General features: G+C 69.8%; 18 protein-coding genes. 12 read left to right on the forward strand and 6 right to left on the reverse strand.

What is annotated here, in order from left to right; translation table 11 throughout:
* Positions 1-26: 26 nt before the first annotated feature.
* The 10 genes from ACTIE5_RS08105 to ACTIE5_RS08150 all read left to right on the forward strand — a co-directional run bounded on the left by ACTIE5_RS08105 (position 27) and on the right by ACTIE5_RS08150 (position 11276).
* Positions 27-977, forward strand: coding sequence for an aminotransferase class IV (locus ACTIE5_RS08105; protein ID WP_439549188.1), 951 nt, complete (start codon positions 27-29; stop codon positions 975-977).
* 6 nt (positions 978-983) lie between these two features.
* Positions 984-2009, forward strand: a complete 1026-nt coding sequence (locus ACTIE5_RS08110; protein ID WP_439549189.1) for an extracellular solute-binding protein — start codon at positions 984-986, stop codon at positions 2007-2009.
* 23 nt (positions 2010-2032) lie between these two features.
* Positions 2033-3214, forward strand: coding sequence for an ABC transporter permease (locus ACTIE5_RS08115; RefSeq protein ID WP_439549190.1), 1182 nt, complete (start codon positions 2033-2035; stop codon positions 3212-3214).
* Positions 3214-4014 (forward strand): ABC transporter permease, encoded by an 801-nt coding sequence (locus ACTIE5_RS08120; RefSeq protein ID WP_439549191.1) that lies wholly within the window; start codon positions 3214-3216, stop codon positions 4012-4014. The genes ACTIE5_RS08115 and ACTIE5_RS08120 overlap by 1 nt, the downstream gene beginning before the upstream one ends.
* Positions 4011-5069, forward strand: a complete 1059-nt coding sequence (locus tag ACTIE5_RS08125) for an ABC transporter ATP-binding protein (protein ID WP_439549192.1) — start codon at positions 4011-4013, stop codon at positions 5067-5069. Before ACTIE5_RS08120 ends, ACTIE5_RS08125 begins: the two co-directional genes overlap by 4 nt.
* 97 nt (positions 5070-5166) lie before the next feature.
* Positions 5167-6705: an ABC transporter substrate-binding protein gene (locus ACTIE5_RS08130; protein ID WP_439549193.1), complete on the forward strand. Its 1539-nt coding sequence runs from the start codon at positions 5167-5169 to the stop codon at positions 6703-6705.
* Entirely contained in the window at positions 6705-7655 is a 951-nt protein-coding gene (locus tag ACTIE5_RS08135) for an ABC transporter permease (protein ID WP_092958439.1), read from the forward strand. The genes ACTIE5_RS08130 and ACTIE5_RS08135 overlap by 1 nt, the downstream gene beginning before the upstream one ends.
* Positions 7652-9475 (forward strand): dipeptide/oligopeptide/nickel ABC transporter permease/ATP-binding protein, encoded by a 1824-nt coding sequence (locus ACTIE5_RS08140; protein WP_439549194.1) that lies wholly within the window; start codon positions 7652-7654, stop codon positions 9473-9475. Before ACTIE5_RS08135 ends, ACTIE5_RS08140 begins: the two co-directional genes overlap by 4 nt.
* On the forward strand, positions 9472-10446 hold the full coding sequence (locus ACTIE5_RS08145; RefSeq protein ID WP_439549195.1) for an oligopeptide/dipeptide ABC transporter ATP-binding protein: 975 nt from the start codon (positions 9472-9474) through the stop codon (positions 10444-10446). Before ACTIE5_RS08140 ends, ACTIE5_RS08145 begins: the two co-directional genes overlap by 4 nt.
* 17 nt (positions 10447-10463) lie before the next feature.
* Positions 10464-11276 carry a creatininase family protein gene (locus ACTIE5_RS08150; protein ID WP_439549196.1) on the forward strand — a complete coding sequence of 271 codons (813 nt, stop codon included), beginning with the start codon at positions 10464-10466 and terminating at the stop codon, positions 11274-11276.
* A gap of 45 nt (positions 11277-11321) precedes the next feature.
* Here the strand turns inward: ACTIE5_RS08150 and ACTIE5_RS08155 are convergent, their stop codons facing one another.
* The 3 genes from ACTIE5_RS08155 to ACTIE5_RS08165 form a co-directional block, all read right to left on the reverse strand.
* Positions 11322-12290 (reverse strand): 2-hydroxyacid dehydrogenase, encoded by a 969-nt coding sequence (locus tag ACTIE5_RS08155; RefSeq protein WP_439549197.1) that lies wholly within the window; start codon positions 12288-12290, stop codon positions 11322-11324.
* 11 nt (positions 12291-12301) lie between these two features.
* A complete protein-coding gene (gene ggt / locus ACTIE5_RS08160) occupies positions 12302-13993 on the reverse strand; it encodes a gamma-glutamyltransferase (RefSeq protein ID WP_439549198.1) in 1692 nt (563 codons plus the stop codon).
* A 195-nt stretch (positions 13994-14188) separates the two neighbouring features.
* A complete protein-coding gene (locus tag ACTIE5_RS08165) occupies positions 14189-15694 on the reverse strand; it encodes a helicase HerA domain-containing protein (RefSeq protein ID WP_439549199.1) in 1506 nt (501 codons plus the stop codon).
* A gap of 376 nt (positions 15695-16070) precedes the next feature.
* Here ACTIE5_RS08165 and ACTIE5_RS08170 point away from each other — a divergent pair, with 376 nt between their 5' ends.
* The gene (locus tag ACTIE5_RS08170) at positions 16071-17309 is read left to right on the forward strand and encodes a response regulator (protein ID WP_439549200.1); all 1239 of its coding nucleotides are present in this window, start codon (positions 16071-16073) and stop codon (positions 17307-17309) included.
* Positions 17310-17499: 190 nt separating this feature from the next.
* Here ACTIE5_RS08170 and ACTIE5_RS08175 read toward each other — a convergent pair whose 3' ends face one another.
* The 3 genes from ACTIE5_RS08175 to ACTIE5_RS08185 form a co-directional block, all read right to left on the reverse strand.
* Positions 17500-18573, reverse strand: coding sequence for a branched-chain amino acid aminotransferase (locus ACTIE5_RS08175; RefSeq protein WP_439549201.1), 1074 nt, complete (start codon positions 18571-18573; stop codon positions 17500-17502).
* Between the two features lie 106 nt (positions 18574-18679).
* Positions 18680-20659 carry a primary-amine oxidase gene (locus tag ACTIE5_RS08180; protein ID WP_439549236.1) on the reverse strand — a complete coding sequence of 660 codons (1980 nt, stop codon included), beginning with the start codon at positions 20657-20659 and terminating at the stop codon, positions 18680-18682.
* Positions 20635-21213 (reverse strand): histidine phosphatase family protein, encoded by a 579-nt coding sequence (locus ACTIE5_RS08185; RefSeq protein WP_439549202.1) that lies wholly within the window; start codon positions 21211-21213, stop codon positions 20635-20637. Before ACTIE5_RS08185 ends, ACTIE5_RS08180 begins: the two co-directional genes overlap by 25 nt.
* Before the next feature lie 74 nt (positions 21214-21287).
* Between ACTIE5_RS08185 and ACTIE5_RS08190 the strand changes: the two genes are divergently transcribed.
* A complete protein-coding gene (locus ACTIE5_RS08190; RefSeq protein WP_439549203.1) occupies positions 21288-22238 on the forward strand; it encodes a Bug family tripartite tricarboxylate transporter substrate binding protein in 951 nt (316 codons plus the stop codon).
* Positions 22239-22241 lie beyond the last annotated feature (3 nt).

Consider the following 22241-nt stretch of genomic DNA (forward strand, 5'->3'; position numbering starts at 1 on the left):
ATCCTCCCGCGGCAAGAGGATGACGGATGACCGAGGCGCTCCAGGTTCCCACGCATCTGACCGTGGAGAACGCCGATTTCAGCAAGGCGCTCGGCTTCATCGATGGTGCGGTGGTGCCGCTGGCGGAGGCGAAGATCTCCGTCCGCGACCTCGGCCTGATGTATGCCGACATGACCTATGATGTGGTCCATACCTGGAAGGGCGGCTTCTTCCGGCTGGAGGATCACCTCGATCGCTTCTTCGCCTCCATGCAGGGGCTGCGGCTGGATGCCGGGATGGACCGCGCGGCGATGCGGGCGGTGCTGATGGACCTCGTGCGGCGCAGCGGGCTGCCGGACACGCTGGTCTATTTCGCCTGCACCCGCGGCCAGGCGGTGCCGGGATCCCGCGACCCGACGCTGTCCCGGAACAATTTCTTCGCCACCGTCACGCCCCTGGTGCTGCGCGGCCAGCCCGAGGAGATGGCGCGCGGCAAGGATGCGATGCTGGTGCGCGACATCCGCCGCATCCCCGGCAGCGCCGTGAACCCGGTGTGGAAGAACAGCCATTGGGGCGATTTCATCCGCGCCACCTTCGCCGCCAAGGATGCGGGCTTCGACACGCCCATCCTGCTGGCGACCGACGGGCTGGTGGCGGAGGCCCCCGGCTTCAACATCGTGGCCGTCATCGATGGCGGGCTGGTCAGCCCCGATTCGGGCGTCCTGGAGGGCATCTCCTGCCGCACCATGTTCGAGATCGCGGCCGAACTCGGCATCCCCGCCCGCTACGGCGCCCTGACGCCGGAGGCGCTTCTGGGCGCGGAGGAAGCCTTCCTGACCGCCACATCCTGCGGGTTGTTCCCGGTCACGCGGATCGATGGCACCCCGATCGGGGCCGGTGTGCCCGGGCCGATCACGACGCGCTTGCTCAATACCTATTACCGCAAGAAGAATGCGGGTTGGCACATCACACCGGTCACGACCACGGATAAGGATTAGCGCGCGATGAGGCGTTTGCTGGGGAAACTGGCCGGGCTCGTGCTCGGCGTCGCTGCGATGGCATCGCCGGCCGCGGCACGGGACCTGACCGTGGTGGCCGGCGGCGGCGCGCTGCAGGACCATATGCGGCGCACCCTGTTCTCCACCTTCGCCGGCGGGCCGGTGGTGGACACGGCCTATGACTACAATGTCGGCCCCATCCGCGCGATGGTGCAGGCCCGCAACGTGACCTGGGACGTGGTGCTGGTGGAAGCGCCGGACCTGATCCGCGGCTGCGAGGACGGCATCTTCGAACGCATCGACTACAACGTGGTCAACCGCGCCAAGTTCATGCCGGGCGGCGCGACCACCTGCGGCGCAGGCGCCATCGGCTGGGGCGTTGCCGTGTTCTACGATGAGGGCCGAAACCCCAACGGTCCCGCCAGCTTCCAGGAATTCTGGGACACGACGCGCTTCCCCGGCCGCCGCACGCTGCGCCGCGGCGCCCGCATCACGCTGGAAGCCGCGCTGATGGGCGATGGCGTGGCGCCGGCCGATGTCTATACCGTGCTGGCGACGCCGGCTGGCCAGGCCCGCGCCTTCGCGGCGCTCGACCGGCTGCGGCCGAACCTGGTCTTCTGGACCGGCGGGCAGCAGCCGATCGAATTGGTGAATTCCGGGGAGGTCGCCTATGCGCTGGGCTTCGTCGGCCGCACGGCCAACGGCATCCGCGCCGGTGCGCGCTACAATCTCCGCTGGTCCACGCTGCTCTATGCCTATGACAGTTGGGCAGTGGTGCGCGGCTCCGCCAATGCCGCGGCGGCCATGCGCCTGATCCAGCACATCACGGAACCCGGGCCGGTGACGGAACTCACGAAGCTCTGGCCGATCAACCCCGCGACGGCGTCCGTGGCGAACGACCCCGATGTGCGCGCCCGCAACCCCCTGATGATGACCAACCACCAGGCCGGCGGGCTCGAGATCAATACGGAATTCTGGCTGGAATATGGGCCGGACCTGGAACAGCGCTTCGCCGCCTGGGTGAATCGCTGACCTGACCTGACAGAAGCGCGGCGATGCGACGTACCAACTGGCTCGCCGCGCTTCTCATCGCGCCGCTGATGCTGCTGATCCTGGGCAGCTTCCTGCTGCCCGTGGGCTTCGCGCTGTTCACCGCGGTTGCGGACAGGGAAGTGGCGGAAACGCTGCCCCGGACGCGCGCCGCCCTCTCGGCGTGGGATGGGCAGGGCCTGCCGCCGGAGGCCGCCTTCGCCGCCATGGCGCAGGAACTGGGCCAGGCGCTGGAGGAACGGCGCATTGGCGACATGGCGCAGCGCCTCAACTTCGAACGCACCGGCATGCGCGGCCTGCTGCTGCGCACCGCCCGCGCTTCCAACCGGCTTGCGGCCCCCTACGCCACATCGATGGTGACGCTGGATGCGAGATGGGGCGTGCCCGAGACCTGGCTGCTGGTCCAGCGCGCCGGCGGGCCGGTGACGCCGCTGTATCTGCTGCGCGCCATGGACCTGCAACGCGCCGCCGGCGGCGGGATCGAAAACGTGGCCGCGGATGAAGCCCTGTACCGCATGTTGTTCTGGCGGACGCTCGGCATCAGCCTGGTCGTGACCGCCCTTTGCGTGATTCTCGCCTATCCCGTCGCCTACACCATCGCCAGGCTGCGCGCGCCCTGGTCCTCCATCGCGCTCACACTGGTGTTGATCCCCTTCTGGTCGAGCGTCCTGGTCCGCAGCACGGCCTGGTTCGTGCTGCTGCAACGCGAGGGTCCGGTGAACGACGCGATGATGGCGCTGGGGATGGTGGAGGCGCCGGTGCAGATCGTCGGCACGCGCATCGCCGTGGTGGTGGCGCTGGTGCATGTGCTGCTGCCCTTCGCGGTGCTGCCGATGCACAGCGTGATGAAGCGGCTGGACCAGACCTATCTGCGCGCCGCGGCTTCGCTCGGCGCCAACGGCTTCCAGCGCTTTTTCCGGGTGTGGCTGCCGATGAGCCTGCCGGGCGTGCTGGCGGGCGCCGCGATGGTCTTTCTCCTCGCGGTCGGCATGTACACCGCCCCGGCGCTGGTCGGCGGGGACCGGGACCAGATGGTGGCCTGGTTCATCGCCTATTTCATGAACCGGGAGGTGAATTGGGGCATGGCGGCGGCGCTGTCCGCCTACCTGCTGGCGATGACCGGTGCCGCCATTGGCCTGGCACGGGTGCTGACCAGCGGCATCGCGACATCCGGCGGGCGGGCCTGATGAAGGAAGGGCCGATCGCGCGCCTGCTGCTGCGCCTGGCGACGGTGCTGGTGCTGGCGTTCCTGCTGGCGCCGATGGTGGCGGTGGTGCTGCTGTCCTTCTCCCCCACCGAATTGCTGGCGCTGCCGCCGCGTGGCTTCTCCCTGCGCTGGTATGGGGAGTTTCTCGAATCCAGCCGCTGGCTGCTGGCGATGAAGAACAGCTTCATCGTGGCGGGCGCCACGACGGTGGTGGCGACGGTGCTCGGCACCATGGCGGCGCTCGGCCTGCAACTCGGCCGCTTCCGCGGCAAGGCGGTGCTGGTGACGATCCTGACCCTGCCGATGGTCACGCCCTACATCGTCACCGCGGCCGCGATGTTCTTCGCCTATTCGCTGGTGGGGCTGACGGGTTCGCTGGCGGGGCTGGTGCTGGCGCATACCGTCGTCGCCGTGCCCTTCGTCGTGGTGTCGGTACTGGCGACGTTGCAGACCTTCGACACGACGCTGCTGCGCGCGGCGGCCTCGCTCGGCGCCTCGCCAGCCACGGCGTTCCTGCGCGTCGTGGTGCCGAACATCTGGCCCGGCATCGCTGCCGGCGCCATCTTCGCCTTCGCCACCTCGCTCGATGAATTCGTCATCACGCTGTTCATGGCGGGCCCGGGTCAGTTCACGCTGCCGCGCCAGATGTATGCCAGCGTGCGTGAATTCCTGAGCCCCACCATCCTGGCCGCCGCGACCATGCTGTTCCTCTGCTCCCTCGGCTTCCTGCTGGTGAGCGAGGCCGTGCGCCTGCGCGCCGAACGAAGGGGCCGTGCATGAGCGAGCCGATCGTCCGCTTCCGCGGTGTGTCCAAATCCTATGACGGCCGCGCGCAGGTCGTGGCGGGCCTCGACCTCGACATCGCGCGGGGTGAGTTCCTGACGCTGCTCGGCCCCTCCGGTTCCGGCAAGACCACCACGCTGATGATGCTGGCGGGGTTCGAGGATCCGTCCGAGGGCAGCATCGAACTCGAAGGCCGGCGCATCGATACCGTGCCGCCCCACAAGCGCGGCATCGGCGTGGTGTTCCAGAACTACGCGCTGTTCCCGCACATGACGGTGGCGCAGAACCTGGCATTTCCCCTGTCCGTGCGCGGCACGTCGCGCGCGGAGATCGCCACGCGCACGACCCGAGCGCTGGAGATGGTGCGGCTTTCCGGCTTCGGCGACCGTCGCCCGCAACAGCTCTCCGGCGGCCAGCAGCAGCGCGTGGCGCTGGCCCGCGCGCTGATCTTCTCCCCGACCCTGGTTCTGATGGACGAGCCCCTGGGGGCGCTGGACAAGCAATTGCGGGAGGAGTTGCAGCTCGAGATACGCCGCATCCACGCGACGCTCGGCGTGACCATCGTCTATGTCACGCATGACCAGTCGGAAGCACTGACCATGTCCGACCGCATCGCGGTGTTCGAGGGCGGGCGCATCCAGCAACTCGGCAGCGCCGACGCCATCTATGAGCACCCCGCCAATGCCTTCGTCGCCGGCTTCATCGGGGAGAACAACCGGATGGAGGCGGTGGTCGCTGACTCCACGACCCTGCGGCTGGCGGATGGCACGATGCTGCCGACGGCGCCGCATGGTTTTTCCACGGGCGAGCGTGCTCTTGCCTGCATCCGGCCGGAGAAAGTCCGCCTGGCGGAAGCGGGTCATCCAGCGACCGTGACGGAGGTTGTGTATCTCGGCGATCATTGTCGTCTTCGTCTGTCCTTCGCTGGCCTGCCGGACTTCTTCGCCAAGCGCCCGAGCGAGGACGGAATGGCAGCGCCAAGGCCGGGAGAGGCCGTTTTTCTCACCATCCCGGGTGCAGCAGTGATGGTGTTCCGCGCATCGTCGAGTTGAGAGGCGGCTTTTGCGTCGTCATTCAGCTTGACAGCGCGGCCCCCGTCCCGTGCCATCGCGGTGTCCGGACAAGTCCCCCGAAGCGCAGGATGTCGCCATGCCCACGCTGAACCGACGCACCCTCCTCGCCGCCGCCACCGCCGCGGGCGGGGCCACGCTTCCCGTGCTGTTCAACCCCGCCCGCGCGCAGCAGCGGCCATCCACAATCCGCTTCGGCCTCTCCGCCTGGCCGCCGAACCTCCAGCCCTGGGTTTCCACCGGTGCCTCCGCCGGCACGGTGAAGCTGCTGATCCATCGGCGCCTGGTGGGCTTCGATGAGAAGGGGGAGATGCGCGGCGAATTGGCGCGCGACTGGTCGCTGGACGCGCAGGGCGCCTGGGTCTTCAGGCTGCGCCCCGAAGCCGTCTTCCATAACGGGGAGAGGGTGACGTCGGAGGATGTGAAGTGGACCATCGAGCAGATGGCCGCCGAACGATCCACCGCCTACTACCGCCAGCAATTGCAGCAGGTGGAGCGCGTCGAGACGCCCGACGCCCACACGGTTCGCCTGGTGATGAAGGAACCATCGGCCACCGTTCCGCTCTGGTTCACCAACTACAACATGGCCATCGTCTGGCGCGGGTCGCGCGACATGAACGCGCCGGTGGGTTGCGGCCCCTATCGCGTCACGTCGCAGGAACGCGGCACCTGGATCGAGGTGCAGGCCGCGCCGAACTACTGGGTGCCCGGCCTGCCGCGCACGCGCACCATCCGCTTCACCGTTTATGCGGATGAAAACCTCCGCTTGGCCGCGCTGCAATCCGGCGACATGGACATGATCGAATACGTGCCCTGGTCCGGCATGGCGGCGGTGGAGGCCGATCCGCGGCTGACACTCGCGCCGCAGATGGGCCCCTTCATGGACATCCTGTTCAACGGCACGCGCCCACCCTTCGACAACCCGCTGGTGCGCCGCGCCGTGGCCCATGCGGTGAAGCGGGAGGATATCGTGCGCGTCGCCTTCTCCGGCCGCGGCAAGGTGCTGGAGGGAATGCCGATCGCGGAGGGCACGCCCTGGTTCGATCCGCAACTCGCGCGTGGCCACGCCTATGACCCCGACCGGTCGAAGGCGCTGCTGGCGCAGGCGGGCCACCCGAACGGCTTCGCGACCACGCTGCTCGCGGCATCGCAATTCGCCATGCACAAGGACAGTGCCGAGATCAGCCAGCAATACCTGGCCGCCATCGGCATCCGCGCCGAATTGCAGCTGGTGGACTGGTCGACGCGCGTCAGCCGCGGCATCCGCGGGCAGTACGACCTGGCGGTGCATGGCGTGTCCTCCGAATTCAACGACCCGGATGGGCTGACGGTGGTGCTCGACACTTCGCTCTCCCCCGCCCATGGCCGTTCCTTCGGCGTTCGGGCGCCTCGCACCACGGAATTGCTGGCCAAGGGCCGGCAGGAGTTCGACCAGGCGAAGCGCATCGAGATCTATCGCGACATGCAGCGCGCGGCGCTGGAGGAAGTGCCGCTGGTCGGTCTCGCCTGGCGCGAGCAGGGCTATGGCTTCGACCGCCGCATCACGGGTTTCGCGAACCTGCCCGGCGCGCTCTCCACGGCTTCCGGCGCCCTGCTGGAATTCGCGGCCTTCGGCTGATGCCCTGGATCGTCAAGCGCATCGGCGTGTCGCTGCTGCTCATGTGGGTGGTGGCGACCGTCGTCTTCCTGGCGCTGCACATGGTGCCGGGCGATCCGGCGGAACTGCTGCTCTCCACCGGCGGCGCCATGCCCGACGCCTATGCCATCGCGGAGCTGCGGGAGAAGCTGGGCCTGAACCGGCCCCTGTGGGAACAGTATCTGGGCTTCCTGGAAGGGCTGTCGCGCGGCGACCTCGGCAACTCGCTGGTGGATGACTATCCCGTGGCCGATGAGATCCTGCTGCGCCTGCCGCGCACGCTGGAATTGATTCTGGCCGGCACGATCATCTCCGTCATCATCGCGCTGCCCGCCGGCACCTTCGCCGCGGTGCGGGCGGGTGGGGCCTTCGACCGCGTGGCGTCGTCGCTGGCGGCGCTGTTGCAGGCGGTGCCGGTCTTCGTACTGGGCACGCTGCTGATCCTGCTGCTGGCGCAGACGCTGCGCTGGATGCCGGCTGGCGGCTATGTGCCGCTCGCCCAGGACCCTGTGCGGCACCTGGTGCTGCTGTCGCTGCCCGCCATCGCCATCGCCAAGGGTCTGACCGCGACGGTCTTCCGCATGACGCGCGCCTCCGTGCTGGATGCGCTGTCCCGCGACCATGTCCGCACCGCGCGCGCGAAGGGCCTCACGCCCCAGCGCGTGCTGCGCCGGCATGTCGTGCGCAACGCGTTGATCCCCGTGACCACCGTGCTCGGGTTGCAGATGGGCACGCTGCTCGGTGGCACGGTGCTGGTGGAATACGTCTTCAACTGGCCCGGCCTTTCCACGCCGCTGCTGCGCGCGGTGGAGGGGCGGGACTATCCGATGGTGGTCGGCATCGTGCTCACGGTCTCGGGCCTTTTCCTGCTGATCAACCTGGCGATGGATCTTCTCTACGCGGCGCTCGACCCGAGGATCAGCCGGTCATGAAGCGCCTTCTCCTCCCAGGCCTTGCGGTGCTGTTCATCTGCCTCGTCGCGGCCGCCGCGCCGCTCCTGCCGATGCCGGACCCGGTGCGGCAGGATGTTGCGAACCGCCTGGTGATGTGGCTGCCCGGCAGCCCGCTGGGGCGCGACGAATTCGGGCGGGACGTGCTGTCGCGGCTGATCTGGGGGGCGCAATCCTCCCTGATGGTGGCGTTCATCTCCTCCGCCATCGCCGCCATCATCGGCACGATGCTGGGGCTGCTCGGCGGCTGGTTCCGCGGCGTGGCGGAGTTCCTGGCGATCCGCGGCGCGGATGTGGTGCTGTGCTTCCCGCCGGTGCTGCTCGCGCTGCTGGTCGTCACGCTGCTCGGCCCCGGCACGGCGACGCTGATCCTGGTGCTGTCGGTGCTGTATCTCCCGGGCTTCATCCGCGTGAGCTTCGCGGAGGTGCTGTCGGCGCGCAGCCAGGATTATGTGGAGGCGGTGCGCGCCTTGGGTGCGCCGACCACGCGCATCCTGCTGCGCACGGTGCTGCCGAACATCGCGGGGCCGGTGCTGGTGCAGTTCTCGCTGGCCGTCGCGGCGGCGGTGGTGCTGGAATCCGGGCTGAGCTTCCTCGGCCTCGGCGTGGTGCCGCCGACGCCGTCCTGGGGGCTGATGATCCGCGGCGCGCGGTCCACCATGGAACAGGCGCCGATGCTGCTGGTCTGGCCCTGCGTGGCGCTGACCTTCACCATCCTGGCGATGAATATCCTCTGCGATGCCGTGCGCGATGTGGCCGACAAGCGCGGCGGCGGTGGCGCCAAGCGGCTGCGCCTGGTGGATCGCCTGCTGCCTGGCCTGTTCCCGCCGCCGGCGGCGCCCGTCCCGCTGCTGGACGTGCAAGGGCTGACGGTGGAGATCGCCGTGCCCGGCGGCATCATCAAGCCCGTGCAGGACATGTCCTTCTCCCTCATGGCCGGCCGCACGCTGGCGATCGTGGGCGAAAGCGGGTCCGGCAAGTCCATGGCCGCGACCTCCATCATGGGGCTTCTGCCGCCCGCCGCGCGCGTCGCCGATGGCGTCGCGCGGTTCGAGGGCGAGGACCTTCTCCGCATGCCGGAAGCCCAGCGCCGCAAGCTGCGGGGCGGCGCCATGGCGATGGTCTTCCAGGATCCGATGAGCAGCCTGAACCCGGTGCACCGCGTCGGCGACCAGGTGGCGGAAGCCATCCGCGCGCATCGCGACGTGCCGGCCGATGCGGCGCGGCGTGAGGCCGTCGATCTGCTGAAGCGTGTCGGCATCGCCGATCCCGAGCGTCGCGCGTGCGCCTATCCGCATGAACTCTCCGGCGGCATGCGCCAGCGTGTGATGATCGCGATGGCCATCGCCAACAAGCCGCGGCTGCTGATCGCGGATGAACCGACCACCGCGCTCGATGTCACGGTGCAGGCTGCGATCCTCGAATTGCTGGCCGATCTGCGGCGAGAGGAAGGGATGGGCGTGGTCCTCATCACCCATTCCCTCGGCGTCGTCGCGGAAGTGGCGGAGGATGTGGTGGTGATGTACGCCGCGCAGGTGGTGGAACGCGGCCCGGTCGCGGAGGTCTTCGCCCGCCCGCTGCATCCCTATACCCGCGCGCTGCTCGCCGCCGTGCCGGATGGGGATGCGGAGCCCGAGGGCATTCCCGGTGTCGTGCCGCGCCCCGACCAATGGCCCCCCGGCTGCCGCTTCGCGCCCCGCTGCGCCCATGCGACGGAGGCCTGCAACCAGGCACCGCCGGTGCTGGAGGCGGAAGGCGATCGCGCCGTGCGCTGCATCCGCTGGCGGGAGCTGGCGCCATGACCGAGCCCCTCGTCGTCGCGGATGCGGTGGAGATGAGCTTCGCGCCGCGCGGCATCATGGCCCGTGGCCGTCCGGTTCGTGCCGTGGCCGGCGTGGATGCCACGGTCGCGGCGGGTGAGGCGCTGGGCGTGGTTGGCGAAAGCGGCAGCGGGAAGTCCACGCTGGGCCGCCTGCTGCTGGGGCTGCTGGCCGCCACGGGCGGTTCCGTGCGTTTCGATGGCGAAGCCCTGCCCAAGCCCGGCAGCGCCGCCTGGCGCCGCCTGCGCGCCCGCATGGGCCTGGTGTTCCAGGACCCCTTCGGCAGCCTCGATGCACGGCGCAGTGTCGGCGCGCAGGTGATGGACGGCCTCACCATCCACGGCACGCTGTCCGGCCCCGAGCGCGAGGCGAAGGTGGCGGAGATGTTCCGCCGCGTCGGCCTCGACCCGACGCGCATGGGCGCCTATCCGCATGAATTCAGTGGCGGCCAGCGCCAGCGCCTCGGCATCGCGCGCGCGCTGGCGACCTCGCCCGATTTCCTGGTGGCGGATGAGCCGGTTTCCGCACTCGATGTGTCGATCCAGGCGCAGGTGGTGAAGCTGCTGGCGGACCTTCGCGGCGACCTTGGCTTGGCGATGCTGTTCATCAGCCACGATCTGCCCGTGGTGCGGCACCTGTGTGACAGGGTGATCGTGATGTATCTCGGCCGCGTCATGGAGGAAGGGCCCGTCGCGCAGGTCTTCGCGCGGCCGCTGCACCCCTACACCGTGGCGCTGCTCTCCGCGACGCCGATGCTGGATCCGGCCAGGCGAGCGAAGCGCGTGATCCTGCCTGGCGAACCGCCGAGCCCGTCCAACCCGCCCTCGGGCTGTGTCTTCCGCACGCGCTGCCTGCATGCCCGCCCCGCCTGCGCGGAGGCGGTTCCACCGCTTCGCAGCCTCGACCAAAGCGGGCACCGTGTGGCCTGCATCCGGGCCGAAGAGATCGGCTGATCAAGGGGAATAGCCAGATGACGACAGTATCGCCGACCAAGGTCCGCATGGGGGAGATCACGGGCGGGGAGGCCCGTGCCCTCTATGCCCAGAACCCGGTGATCCTGCTGCCCATGGGCAGCCATGAGGATCAGGGTCCGCATGCGCCGATGGGCGATTACTTCCTGGCGGAGAAGATGGCGGAGCTGATCGCGCTGCGCGCCACGGCGGAAGGCACGCGCACCGTCGTGGCGCCTGTGCTGCCCTTCGGCAAGGGCGATTTCTTCGGTCCCATGCCGGGCGGCATCGCGCTGTCCGCCGCCACCTTCCGCGCTGTTCTCGACGAAGTCTTCGCGGAACTGCTGCGCCACAAGCTGACGAAGCTGGTCGTCATCAACGGCCATGGCGGCAACGTCACCGTCGTCAACGAAGCGACGCGCGCGGTGATGCACAAGACCGGCCTGGTGATCCCGGCGCTGTACCTGTGGCGCATCGCCTATGCGGAGATGCCGAAGCTGCTGGGCGCCGAGAAGGCGAAGGCGGTCTCCAGCCACGGCGCCGATCCGCTGACCAGCCTGTGCATGCATCTGTACCCCGAGCGCATCCGCGGCGATCTGGTGCCGGAACCCCGTAGCGGGAAGCCCGAGGCGCTGGGCCTGCCCTTCAGCGGCTGGGGTGCGCTGAACTTCGATGGCGCGGAAGTCACTGTCCCCATCGAATACGATGCCGTGAGCCCCAACGGCCTCGGCACCGGCGATCCGCGCCTGTGCAGCGCGGAATCCGGCAAGCTGATCGCCGACCGCCTGACGGAAATCGGCGCCGGTTTCTGCCACCACTACGCGAAGCAATAACCCGCTGGCTTCCTCCCCCGCGCTGGCGGGGGAGGAAGCGAATCTTCAGTCCACCACGCGATCCTGCTCCGGGATCGCTTCGCCCTTCTCCACCCGCATCATGTTGCCCAGCCAATGCTGGATGCTCCGCCGGCTGTTCTCATAGGCGGTGGAGGCGCAGTGCGGCGTGACGATCACATTGTCCATGTGCAGCAGCGGATGGTCGGCGGGCGGCGGTTCCTGGTCGAACACGTCCACTGCCGCGCCGCGCAGCGTGCCGTCCTTCAGCGCCGCCACCAAATCGGCCTCCACCACCACGCCGCCGCGCGCCACGTTGATGAGCAGCGCGCCGCGCTTCATCTTCGCGAAGGCGCGGGCGTCGATCATCTTCGCCGTCTCCGGCGTCAGCGGGCAGTTCAGCGACAGGATGTCCACCTCCGGCAGCAGCGCGTCCAGCGTGCGGTATTCGACGCCCAGCGCCTTCTCCTGCTCCGCGGGCAGTTGCGTGCGGCTGTAGTAGAGCACGCGGCAATCGAAGCCCTGGAGGCGCTTCGCCACGCCCTTGCCGATGGCGCCGAGGCCGATGATGCCGACGGTTTTGCCGGACACCATGATGGACTGCTTCCAGACCTCGTTCTTGGCCCAGCCGCCGGCCGCCGTGCTGTTGTGCGCGGGCACGATGCGGCGCGCGAGGGCCAGCATCAGCCCGATGGTGAAGTCGGCGACGGGCGCCGCATTGCTGCCCGTGGTGCGCGCCACCTTGATGCCATGGGCGCGGCAGTAGTCGAGGTCGATATTGTCGATCCCCACGCCCCATTTGTGGACCAGCTTCAGCTTCGGCCCCGCCGCCAGCACCTCCGCCGGCACGGGCACGTCCCACCACAGCGCGTAGGTGGCGTCGGCGACCTCGGCCTTCAGGTCCTCCACGCTGCGACCCTTTACCGCCGATGCGGTGAAGCCCTCGGGCAGCAGGGATTGGATGATGTCGGCCATCTCGCCGGCGATGGGCTGCAGCAGGGCGATCTTCGTGGTCATCGGGTCTTTCCTCAGAGAACAGGGGCGTCGGCGGAAAAGCGGATGCCGGCGCGGGCAAGCCCGCCGCCCAGCGCCACCACCGAACCATCGGCGCGCCAGCAGGCGGCGCCGGTCATCGATCCATCGGGGTTGAAGACGATGGCATTCATGCCGCCGCCGATCGTGCGCACGCGCTGCACCCTGTGCCCGCGCGCAACCAGCGCATCCGCGACTTCCGCCGGCACGGCAGGTTCCAGTTCCAGTGCCTGGCCCTGCGTCCAGATACGAGGCGCCTCCACCGCCTGCTGCGGCGTCATGCCGTGGTCGATCAGGTTCAGCACGGCTTGGAAGGCGGAGGTGAAGATGCGCAAGCCACCCGGCAGGCCGAGCGCGAAGGCGGGCTTCCCATCCTTCAGCGCGATGGTTGGTGCCATGGAGGTATAGACGCGCTTCCCCGCCTCGACGGAGAGCGCGAAGCCCGGCCGCGGGTCGAAATTATGCATGTAGTTGTTGCAGATCAGCCCCGTGCCGGGGATGGCGATGCGGGCGCCGAATAGCGCGTTGATGGTCTGGGTGGTGGCGACGATGTTGCCGTGAGAGTCGGCGACGGTGACATGCGTCGTGCAGTTGGATTCCATCAGGGACGGATGCGCGGACCACGCCTTCGCCGCGCCCATGTCGATCTCCGCGCGCCGCAGCGCCGCGTATTCCTTCGATGTCAGATGCGCCACCGGCACCTTCACGAAATCCGGGTCTGCCGTCGCGGCGGATCGGTCGGCGAAGGCCATCTTCAGCGCCTCCGCCACCAGGTGGAAACCTTCCACCGTGCCGAAGCCGAGGCCCGCAAAGTCGAAGCCTTCCAGCACGTTCAGCATCTGCGCGACATGCACGCCGGCGGATGCCGGGGGCGGCGGCGCGAAGACGTCGTAGCCGCGATAGGCGCCGCCGATCGGGTCGCGCCGGATCGGCCGGCTGGCGCGCAGATCATCCCGCGTGATGATGCCGCCCATCCTCGCGATGGCATCGGCGACGACGCCGCCGAGCGACCCGTCCCCATGCAGCGCCGCATCGCCTTCCCGCGCCACGCAGCGCAGCGTCTCCGCATAGGCGCCCTGCACCAGCTTCGACCCCACCGCGGGCTTCCCGCCACCGGCCAGGAACCGCGCCGCCAGGTCCGGGTCCCGCGCCAGATCCGCCGCCGCATCCCCGATGGAATCGGAGAGGTAGGGCGTTACGCGGAAACCCTCGCTCGCCAGGCGGATCGCCGGCGCCATCACATCCGCCAGCGGCCAGGTGCCGTATTCCGCGAGCGTCACGCACCAGGCGCGCAGTGCCGCCGGCACGGCGACGGAGAGCGCGCCGATGGCATTCGCGCGGCCTACCGTCTCCCGCTCCTCCGGCGCCGAACCGGGGGCGGGGGTGTATATCGTGGGCGTCGCCGCGGCGGGCGCGGTGCTCAAGCCGTCCACCACCTTGTGCCGCCCATCGGCCATCCGCAGGTGGCAGACGCCACCGCCGGTCAGGCCGACCATCATCGGCTCCACCACCGTCAGCGCAAACAGCGCGGCGATGGCGGCATCGACGGCATTGCCCCCGGCCAGCAGCACTTCCGCGCCGGCGGCGGAGGCCATGGGATGGTTGGTCGCCACCACGCCGCGCGTGCCTGTGGCCGGCGATTTCTCAAGCCCCAGGGGAAAGCCGTTGCTGCCCACCGATTGCGCCATCGCCGGCGCCTCCTTGCCCGTCATGCCGCGCAGTCTGGGCCGGCGGGACGAGGTGAGAAAGGGGGGCCAGCTGTGCGTGCCCTCAGATGCCGGGCGCGGCCTCCGGCCGCTTGGCTTCGCCGCATGGGCGGCGGGCCGCCTTCGCGGCCTCGGCCGCCGGGGGCGGCCGCCGGTCCTGCCATGGGGGGGCTGGCCTTACGCCGCGGCGGCATCCTCCGCGGGGCCATCGGGGTCGCCCGGCGCGGTTTCCCAGCCGAGCCCCACCATCGCCACCACGCGCCGCCCGCCGCGCTCCGCCCGCAGTACGATGGCCTTGCGCTCCTCCATATAGGCCAGCAGGCGCCGCGCGCGGCCGAGGGAGTGGCTGCCATAGGCGCGCGCGATGGTGGCGTCGGAGGGGCAGGGCAGGCCATCCAGCGCCGAGCGGGCCAGCAGCAGGTAGACGCCCTGCGAATCCTCCGGCAGCGAATCCGCCCGCGCCACCGCGCTCTGCCAGGCCTCGCCTTCGGCCACATCGGGGTCGATGCCGGCGCGGGCGGTGGAGAGCATGCGCCGGAAGGCGGGCAGGTCCGGCGGACCCTCGACCTCATGGATGCGCAGCCGCACCAGGAAATCCTGGTAGAGCACGCTGGCCGGGCGGAAGGCCGAATCCCCATCGCCCAGCACCTGGCGGAGGATGGCGTCCATCCGGCGTCGCCGGTCCTCCTGCTGCTCGGCCGTGGGCGGGGGCGGGGGCTCCGCCGCCTCCGCCGCCGCGGGCGGGCGGTATTGCGACAGTTGGACCAGGATGTCCGGCATCGGCGGCTTCGGGGCGCGGCGCACGGGGGCGGGGCGGGGGGCCTCATCCTGCGGAGCCTTCAGGATCAGGTCACGCGCTTCCTCGGCACTCGCCACCGGGGGCGGCACCAGGGCCGGGCCGGCGGAACGGGACGCCGTCTCGACGCTGCCGATGCGGATCGGCAGCGGGCGGCGGGACACGGCCGGGCCGAGCGCCACGAAATTCCCCCGCTGCAGGTCGCGGAACATTTCCGCCTGGCGCCGCTCCATGCCCAGCAGGTCCGCCGCGCGCGCCATGTCGATGTCGAGGAAGGTACGCCCCATCATGAAGTTGGACGCCTCCGCCGCCACGTTCTTGGCGAGCTTCGCCAGGCGCTGGGTGGCGATCACGCCCGCCAGGCCGCGCTTCCGGCCACGGCACATCAGATTGGTCATGGCCGCCAGCGCCGACCGCCTTGCCTCATCCGACACATCGCCGGCCATGGCGGGGGCGAAAAGCTGTGCCTCGTCCACCACCACCATCAGGGGGGTCCAGGCGTCGCGGTCCACATCGAACAGCCCGTTCAGGAAGGCCGCGGCGCAGCGCAGCTGGGCCTCGACCTCCACCCCCTCCAGGTTCAGCACGACGGAGACGCGATGGCGCCGCACACGCTCCGCCACCCGGGCCAGGGCGGCCTCGGTGTGGTCCTCGGCCTCAATCACCAGATGGCCGTGCTTGTCGGCGAGGGTGACGAAATCGCCCTCCGGGTCCACCACCACCTGCTGAACCCAGGGGGCGGATTGCTCCAGCAGGCGCCGCAGCAGGTGGGATTTGCCGGACCCCGAATTGCCCTGGACCAGCAGGCGGGTGGACAGCAGTTCCTCCAGGTCGAGCGTCGCGGCTTCCCCATTCGGCGCGCGTCCCATCTCGATCCCGATCGTCATGCATTCATCCCGGCCGGTGTTGCGGACTCGCCCGCCGGGGGTCCGGGCGGGGCGGCGGAGGACTAACGCGGGGAAGCAGGGGGCGGAAGACAGGAATTCGGCAAGGTGGCCTGCCGGGCCATTCGGGCCCCGGTTCATGCACGGTTAAGTGCGGCGGCAGATACTGCCTGATCGCGTATCAAAGCTCCCCATGTATCCCATGCCCCGTATTGCCCCGCCTGATCCCGCTGGCTGCGCGGCCTGACCATGCCGGCCGCAAGCTCCTTTCGATTCGAAGCCTGTCCCGGCCTCCTGGCGCGTGCCAATGTCCCTGCATGATCCCGTCCCGAGTGCCGAGGGGCTGGTGCGGCCCGATCCGCCCGGATTGCCAGCGCTGATGGCGTCCGCCGCGAACCCCGGACAGCCCGCGCTCTCCGTCCTGGTCGTCGATGATGACGAGGATATCGTCCTGAACCTGGCGGAGGGGCTGGAGCTCAGCGGCCATGCCGTGCTGACCGCCCATTCGGCGGCGCAGGCCCGCGCCGTGATGGCGGGGCGGGACGATATCGGCGTGGTCATCACCGATATCCGCATGCCGGGGGAGGATGGCCTCAAGCTTGCCCAGCAGATCATGACGGGAAGGCCGGACGAGGCGGCGATCGAGGTCGTGGTCATCACCGGCCACGCCACGGTGCAGGACGCCGCGGCCGCCATCCGGCTGCACGTCTTTGACTTCCTGCCCAAGCCCTTCACGGTGGACGCTGCCTCCGAAGCCGCGGACCGCGCTTTGGCCCGCGCCCGGTCCCGCCGTGCCGATGGCGCCCAGCGCCTGGACCTGCTGCGGCGGACGGAGGAGGCCGAGCGCGCCCGGGCCGAGATGGAGCGGCTGCTCGGCGGTGCCGAGGGCCGGCTTTCCGAGATGCCGGTCGGCTTCGCCCCGGCGGAAGCCCTGCGGCGGGAGATGCACGCCATCTCCCACGCGCTGCGCACGCCGCTGCACGCCATCGCCGGCGGGGCGGATTTGCTGAAGCTGCGCGGCGGCACGCTGGAGGACCAGGCGGCGCGGGACGACATGGCCATGCTGCAGGACGGCGTGCAGCGCGCGGTGGAGGCTGTGGCCCTGGTCGAGGAACTGCACCGCACCGATGCCAGCCCGCCGGACCAGCAGGCTGCGCCGCTCGACCTCTCCCTCGCCATGGCGCGGCTCGCGCAGCGGCTGCGGCGCCGCGACCCGCCGCCGGAGGCGGAACTGGTGGTGGAGGGGGATGCCGGCATCCTGGTGCGCTGCCTGCCGAATGATCTGCGGCGCGTCATCGACCTCTGCGCCGATAGCGCGCTGGCCTGGGCGCCGGCGGGTGCGACCGTGGTGCTGGCGGTGCAGCCTGCCCCGGTGGGGATGGTGGCGGGGATGCCGGTCGGGATGCCGGCCGGGATGGTAGAGGCCAGCTTCGCCGTCCGTAGTGGCGATGCCGCGCCGGATCATCCCGCCGCCGCGCTATCCGATTTCGCACGGACGCAGGAGGATCTGCGCTTCGCCATCGCCCGCCGCCTGGCCGAACGCCACGGCGGCAGCCTGACCAGCACCGGCGGCGCCGACGGCGCCATGACCATGCGGCTTCTGCTGCCGGCGGGGTAAGAGACCGCTTGAGAATGCCGGCGGCTGAGGGTTCGCGAGGGATTTTTCGTGCTGGGCAGGAGCCGGACGCCGCCGATGCTGGTTGCATCGGCCAGGCCGGAGACGCACCCAGCGCGGAAAAGCCCAGCGAAACCGACCCGCCGGTGTTCTCAAACGGTCTCTACGGGGGCGTCGCCGCCCCCCGTCCGGCTCAGCCGACCGGCACGACGCTGGTCCAGCCATGCGCGTCGTTGGTGCGCCCATACTGGATGCCGACGATGCTGTCGTAGAGCTTCTGCGTCAGCTCCCCCGTCACGCCGCCATTGATCAGCACATCCTCCCCCTTGTAGCCGAGGGTGCCGACCGGGGAGACGACGGCCGCGGTGCCCGTGCCCCACATTTCCTTCAGCGTCCCGTCGCGGCCGGCGGCCATCACCTCATCGATGGTGATGGGGCGTTCGGAAACCTTGAGGCCCCAGTCCCGCATGAGCTGGAGGGTGGAGGCGCGGGTCACGCCATCCAGGATGGTGCCGGCCAGCGGGGGGGTGATCACCTCATCCCCGATGCGGACCATGATGTTCATGGTCCCGACCTCGTCCAGGTACTGCCGGTGCACGCCATCGAGGTAGAGCACCTGGGTGTACCCCGCGGCGGCGGCATCCTGCTGGCCGGAGAGCGACTGCGCGTAGTTCGCCGCCGTCTTCGCCTCACCCGTGCCGCCGCGCACCGCGCGCACATGGCTGTCGGATGCCAGGATGCGGACCGGCTTCACGCCTTCCTTATAGTAGCTGCCGACCGGCGACAGGATCAGGAAATACAGGTAGCTGTGCGCGGGATGCACGCCCAGCATCACATCGGTCGCGATGATGGTGGGGCGGAGATAGAGCGAGGTGCCGGCCTTTCGCGGCACCCAATCCGCATCCACGCCGACCAGCGCGTCGAAGCTCTGGCGGATGATGTCCACCGGCACTTCCGGCATGCACATGATGCGGGCGGATCGGTTGAAGCGCTCCGCATGACGGTCGGCGCGGAACAGGCGGATCTGGCCGTCCTCCCCGCGGAAGGCTTTGAGGCCATCGAAGATCGCCTGGCCGTAATGCAGCACGCTGGTCGCGGGGTCGAGGCTGAGGGGCCCATAGGGCTCGATGCGCGGGGAATGCCAGCCCTGGCCCTCGTCGTAGTTCATCAGGAACATGTGGTCGGTCAGGACCTTGCCGAAGGACAGGGTCTCATCGGCGGGCTTCGCCTTGGGCGAGCTGGTCCGGGTGATCGGGAAATTGCTCATCAGGCGAGTCCTCCAGCGTTTCCTTGCGCGTTCCCTACCATGCCGCGTTCTTTTAGGAACGGTAAGAGGGGCTGACATAGTTTCGTTGCATGGCTGCCCCGCGGGGCTAGCCGACGCAGCAGCTCTTCGCACTGCGGCTCGGCGGCACGTCCAGCGCCGGGTTCTCGTCGAAGAAGCCCTCGGGATGCAGGGCGAAGCCGGCGGTGATGACGGGCTGGACCGGGAAATCCTCCGGCCGCGGGACGTGGTGCAGGCCGAAGCTGTGCCAGAGGACCAGATCGGCATCGACGAGCGGCCGGTCCGCCGCCGTCCAGGCCGGCAGGCCATCGCCGCCGCTGGACTGGTTGGGGTAGCGGCCCGCGGCGAACATCTCCTCTGCATCGAAGGCCGTGACCCAGAGCTGCCGGGTCATGAAGGCGGCGCGCTTCGTCACGCTGGCCTCGGGCGCCGAGAAGGTGGGCAGGGGGTTCTGCACGACCAGGCGATAGGCGGTGGGGCTGCCCATGCCGTTGCGGGCCGTGGCGCTTTCCACCCGCCAGCCACGCATCTTATGAAAATCCACGTTTCGCTGCGCCTTCTGCTCGCGTTCCAGCACCGTCTCCCGCAGCACGAAGGCGTTGCCATGCGGGTTCTCCGGCCCCATCGGCAGGCCGATGGTATCGACCTCCACGACGCGGTTCGCTTCCCCGTCGACATCCATGTCGAGCCGCATGTTGAAGACGTGCTGATGCAGGTGGGCGTATACGCCCGGCGCCACCATGGTGCCGTAGCGCGGCTGCTCCCCCGGCTTCAGGCCCGCGGTGTTCATGATGCCGGTCGCCTTGATCTCGAAGTGGATGGACCCGTCCTGGTGGAGATACCAGAAGGACCCGTATTCGTAGTTGCCGATGGTGGAGATGGAGGACAGCACCAGCCGCCTTGCGCGCCGCACCTCCACCTTGCCGGTATGCAGGTCGGTGTGTTTCCAGAGGATGCCGTGATCCTCCTCATGCAGGCAGATCGCGTTGGGGATGCAATAGGGATCGCCCTTGCTGTCCGCGAGCCAGCCATCGAAGTAGTGGATGGCGCCGAGGCAGTCGCAGCCCAGCGTCAGTGAATTGGCCAGCACGCCGATCCCGTATTCCCCAACGTCGAAGGCGTTCTTGCGGAAGTGTCCGCCGCCGGGATGGGCGTAGGGCACCACCATCTCCGACAGCGCGCCGCGATGCATCACGGGGCGCAGGCGGCCCTGGTCCTCATAGGCCAGATCATGCAGCACCAGGCCTTCGCGGGCGTTGAAGCCGACGCGGAAGCGCCATTTCTGCCAGCGCACCTGCTGCCCCTCCACCGTGAACGAGGGGCCGTCCGGCTGGATGATCTCCAGCGGCCTGATGTCGTCACGGAAGCTGGTGCGGAACGCCGCCGCGTAGTTCGAATCCCGCATCGGGATCGGGGCATCGCCATGGTCGTCGATCCGCAGCACCGCCGCCCGGTCCAGGTCGATGACGGCGCAGAGACCCTCGATGGGGTGGGCATAGGCGTTGTCGTCGGGCGATGTGCGCAGCCAGCAGAATGTGTGGGACAGGCGCCGCCCTTCCTCATCCGGCAGGCCGTAATTCCCGGCGGACCAGGGGTCCACCTGCACCAGCCCGATATCCGGGATGCCGCGCCGCGCCAGCGCCGCCTGGAAGCCGGGATCGGCGCGCGCGACGCGGCCGACCAACTCGATGTCGTCGAACAGGATGCGCGGCCGCACGCCCGGGATGTGCCGCCAGGACAGGATCGCGCCGGCCGTCACATCCACCACGCCCTCGAACACCCGGCCATCCCGCCGGTCGAAGGCGCAGACGAAGGCGCGGCGTGGCGGCGGCGTATCCGCGCGCAGTTCCGCCTTGGAGGGTTCGGCCAGGCTGATCGTCTCGAACATCATCCCCGCGCCGAGGTCATGCGCGGCGCGCACCAGCGCCGCGGCCTGGCGGATTTCGTCCGGCGTCAGCGGATCAAGCGGATGGCGGGGCATGGCGGCGTCCTCGGTGCGATGCCGGGACGGTAACGGGGGCGGCGGGGGGACGGAAGCGTGGCCTATTGCCCGTCGATCGGTTGCCAGCCATGCAGCAGCGCATGGCTGGCGCGATCGAAGGCGAAGACATTGCCGCCGCCGCGGCCGGGCTGGTCCTCCGCCCGGCTGATCGGCACGCCCTTCAGCCGGCACAGCAGCAGCGCGCCGACGGCGCCATGGGCGACGATGCCGATATCGCCCGGCGGCGCCATCGCCAGCACGCGTTCCACCGCCGCGACGATCCGCGCCTGCGCGTCCACGGCGCGTTCCCAGCCGCGCACGCTTTCCCCAGGCCGCGCGAAGAAGGCGTCCGCCATCGCCTCGAATTCCGGGCCGGGGAGGTAGCCGGTGGCGCTGCGGTCGTTCTCGTGCAGGGCCTCCAGCACCATCACATCAAGGCCCGTCCCCGCCGCCAGGATCGCGGCGGTATCCACGGCCTTGCGTTCCGCGCTGCTGAAGAGGCTGGTCAGGGGGCGCAACCACGGCTGTTCCAGCATCGCCAGCGCGCGGTGGATGCCCCGGGCGGAGAGGTGCCATTCCGGCACGGGGGTCCCAGGGTCAACATGGACGTCGGGGTGGGTGATGAAGTGGACGATCGCCATGTCGCGGTGCACGCTATGCTGTGGGAATCCTGGAGGCGCAACCTGCGCCCGGACTCCTGCGGAGGAGGCTCCCGATGCTGCGTCGCCTGCTTGCTATCGCCGTCATGGCCACATTGTCGCTTTCGGCGGCGGCGCAATCCCCACCCCGGCTGGTGAACGGCTTCGCGCCAGGCGGCACCGCCGACATCGTCGCCAGGCTGCTGGCGGACCTCTCCGGCCCCGCGCTCGGCGCCCGCCCGGTGGTGGAGACGCGGACCGGCGCCACGGGTTTCATCGCCGCCGAACAGGTGGCGCGCGGCCCCACGGATGGCTCCGCCGTCGTGCTCTGCGTCATGTCCATGCTGGCCATCGCGCCGGAACTGCCGGGCGCGCGCCTGCCGATCGACCCGCGCACCGACCTCGCCGGCGTCGCCCTCTTCGCGCTGTCCCCCTACGGCCTGGTGGTGGGGGCGCAGTCGCCCTACCGGTCGCTGGCCCAACTGGTGGACGCCGCGAGGGCGCGTCCCTCCGCCGTCTCCTATGCCAGCGTCGGCGTGGGGTCCGCGCCGCATCTCGGCGGTGCGCTGATCGGCCTGCGCGCACCGGCGGAGATGGTGCATGTGCCCTATCGCGGCGCCGCGCCCGCGCTGCTCGACGTCATCGCGGGCCGCGCCGACTTCATGATGGTGAGCCTCGGCGACGTCACGAAGCAGATCCAGGACGGCGATCTGCGCCTGCTGGCGCTGGGGGATAGCCGCCCCGTGCCGCTGTTCCCGAACGTGCCGCCCATCAGCGCCACGCTGCCGGGGGTGGAGAGCTACACCTGGTTCGGCCTCTGTGGCCCCCGTGGCATGACCGCGGAAGGCCGCGGGCGGTGGGAACGCGGCACCGCCGCCGCTGTCGCCGATCCCGGCTTCCGCACCAGGCTGGAAGCCATGGGCCTGGTGCCGCTGTTCGAGGATGGGGCGACAATGGATCGCCGCATCGCTGCCGATCGTGAATTGTGGGGAGGCGTGGTGCGTGCCGCTAACATCCGGGCCGAATAGGAC

This window comes from Falsiroseomonas sp. (genome assembly GCF_051859025.1).
Classification (GTDB): domain Bacteria; phylum Pseudomonadota; class Alphaproteobacteria; order Acetobacterales; family Acetobacteraceae; genus Falsiroseomonas.

Bases quoted from the DNA above. Each gene is read 5' to 3' on its own strand.
- ACTIE5_RS08125 (WP_439549192.1), top strand. From the start codon at position 4,011: ATGAGCGAGCCGATCGTCCGCTTCCGCGGTGTGTCCAAATCCTATGAC.
- ACTIE5_RS08145 (WP_439549195.1), top strand. From the start codon at position 9,472: ATGACCGAGCCCCTCGTCGTCGCGGATGCGGTGGAGATGAGCTTCGCG.
- ACTIE5_RS08175 (WP_439549201.1), bottom strand. From the start codon at position 18,573: ATGAGCAATTTCCCGATCACCCGGACCAGCTCGCCCAAGGCGAAGCCC.
- ACTIE5_RS08165 (WP_439549199.1), bottom strand. From the start codon at position 15,694: ATGACGATCGGGATCGAGATGGGACGCGCGCCGAATGGGGAAGCCGCG.
- ACTIE5_RS08150 (WP_439549196.1), top strand. From the start codon at position 10,464: ATGACGACAGTATCGCCGACCAAGGTCCGCATGGGGGAGATCACGGGC.
- ACTIE5_RS08190 (WP_439549203.1), top strand. From the start codon at position 21,288: ATGCTGCGTCGCCTGCTTGCTATCGCCGTCATGGCCACATTGTCGCTT.
- ACTIE5_RS08135 (WP_092958439.1), top strand. From the start codon at position 6,705: ATGCCCTGGATCGTCAAGCGCATCGGCGTGTCGCTGCTGCTCATGTGG.
- ACTIE5_RS08185 (WP_439549202.1), bottom strand. From the start codon at position 21,213: ATGGCGATCGTCCACTTCATCACCCACCCCGACGTCCATGTTGACCCT.
- ACTIE5_RS08130 (WP_439549193.1), top strand. From the start codon at position 5,167: ATGCCCACGCTGAACCGACGCACCCTCCTCGCCGCCGCCACCGCCGCG.
- ACTIE5_RS08120 (WP_439549191.1), top strand. From the start codon at position 3,214: ATGAAGGAAGGGCCGATCGCGCGCCTGCTGCTGCGCCTGGCGACGGTG.
- ACTIE5_RS08170 (WP_439549200.1), top strand. From the start codon at position 16,071: ATGGCGTCCGCCGCGAACCCCGGACAGCCCGCGCTCTCCGTCCTGGTC.
- ggt (WP_439549198.1), bottom strand. From the start codon at position 13,993: ATGGCGCAATCGGTGGGCAGCAACGGCTTTCCCCTGGGGCTTGAGAAA.
- ACTIE5_RS08105 (WP_439549188.1), top strand. From the start codon at position 27: ATGACCGAGGCGCTCCAGGTTCCCACGCATCTGACCGTGGAGAACGCC.
- ACTIE5_RS08115 (WP_439549190.1), top strand. From the start codon at position 2,033: ATGCGACGTACCAACTGGCTCGCCGCGCTTCTCATCGCGCCGCTGATG.
- ACTIE5_RS08110 (WP_439549189.1), top strand. From the start codon at position 984: ATGAGGCGTTTGCTGGGGAAACTGGCCGGGCTCGTGCTCGGCGTCGCT.
- ACTIE5_RS08140 (WP_439549194.1), top strand. From the start codon at position 7,652: ATGAAGCGCCTTCTCCTCCCAGGCCTTGCGGTGCTGTTCATCTGCCTC.
- ACTIE5_RS08155 (WP_439549197.1), bottom strand. From the start codon at position 12,290: ATGACCACGAAGATCGCCCTGCTGCAGCCCATCGCCGGCGAGATGGCC.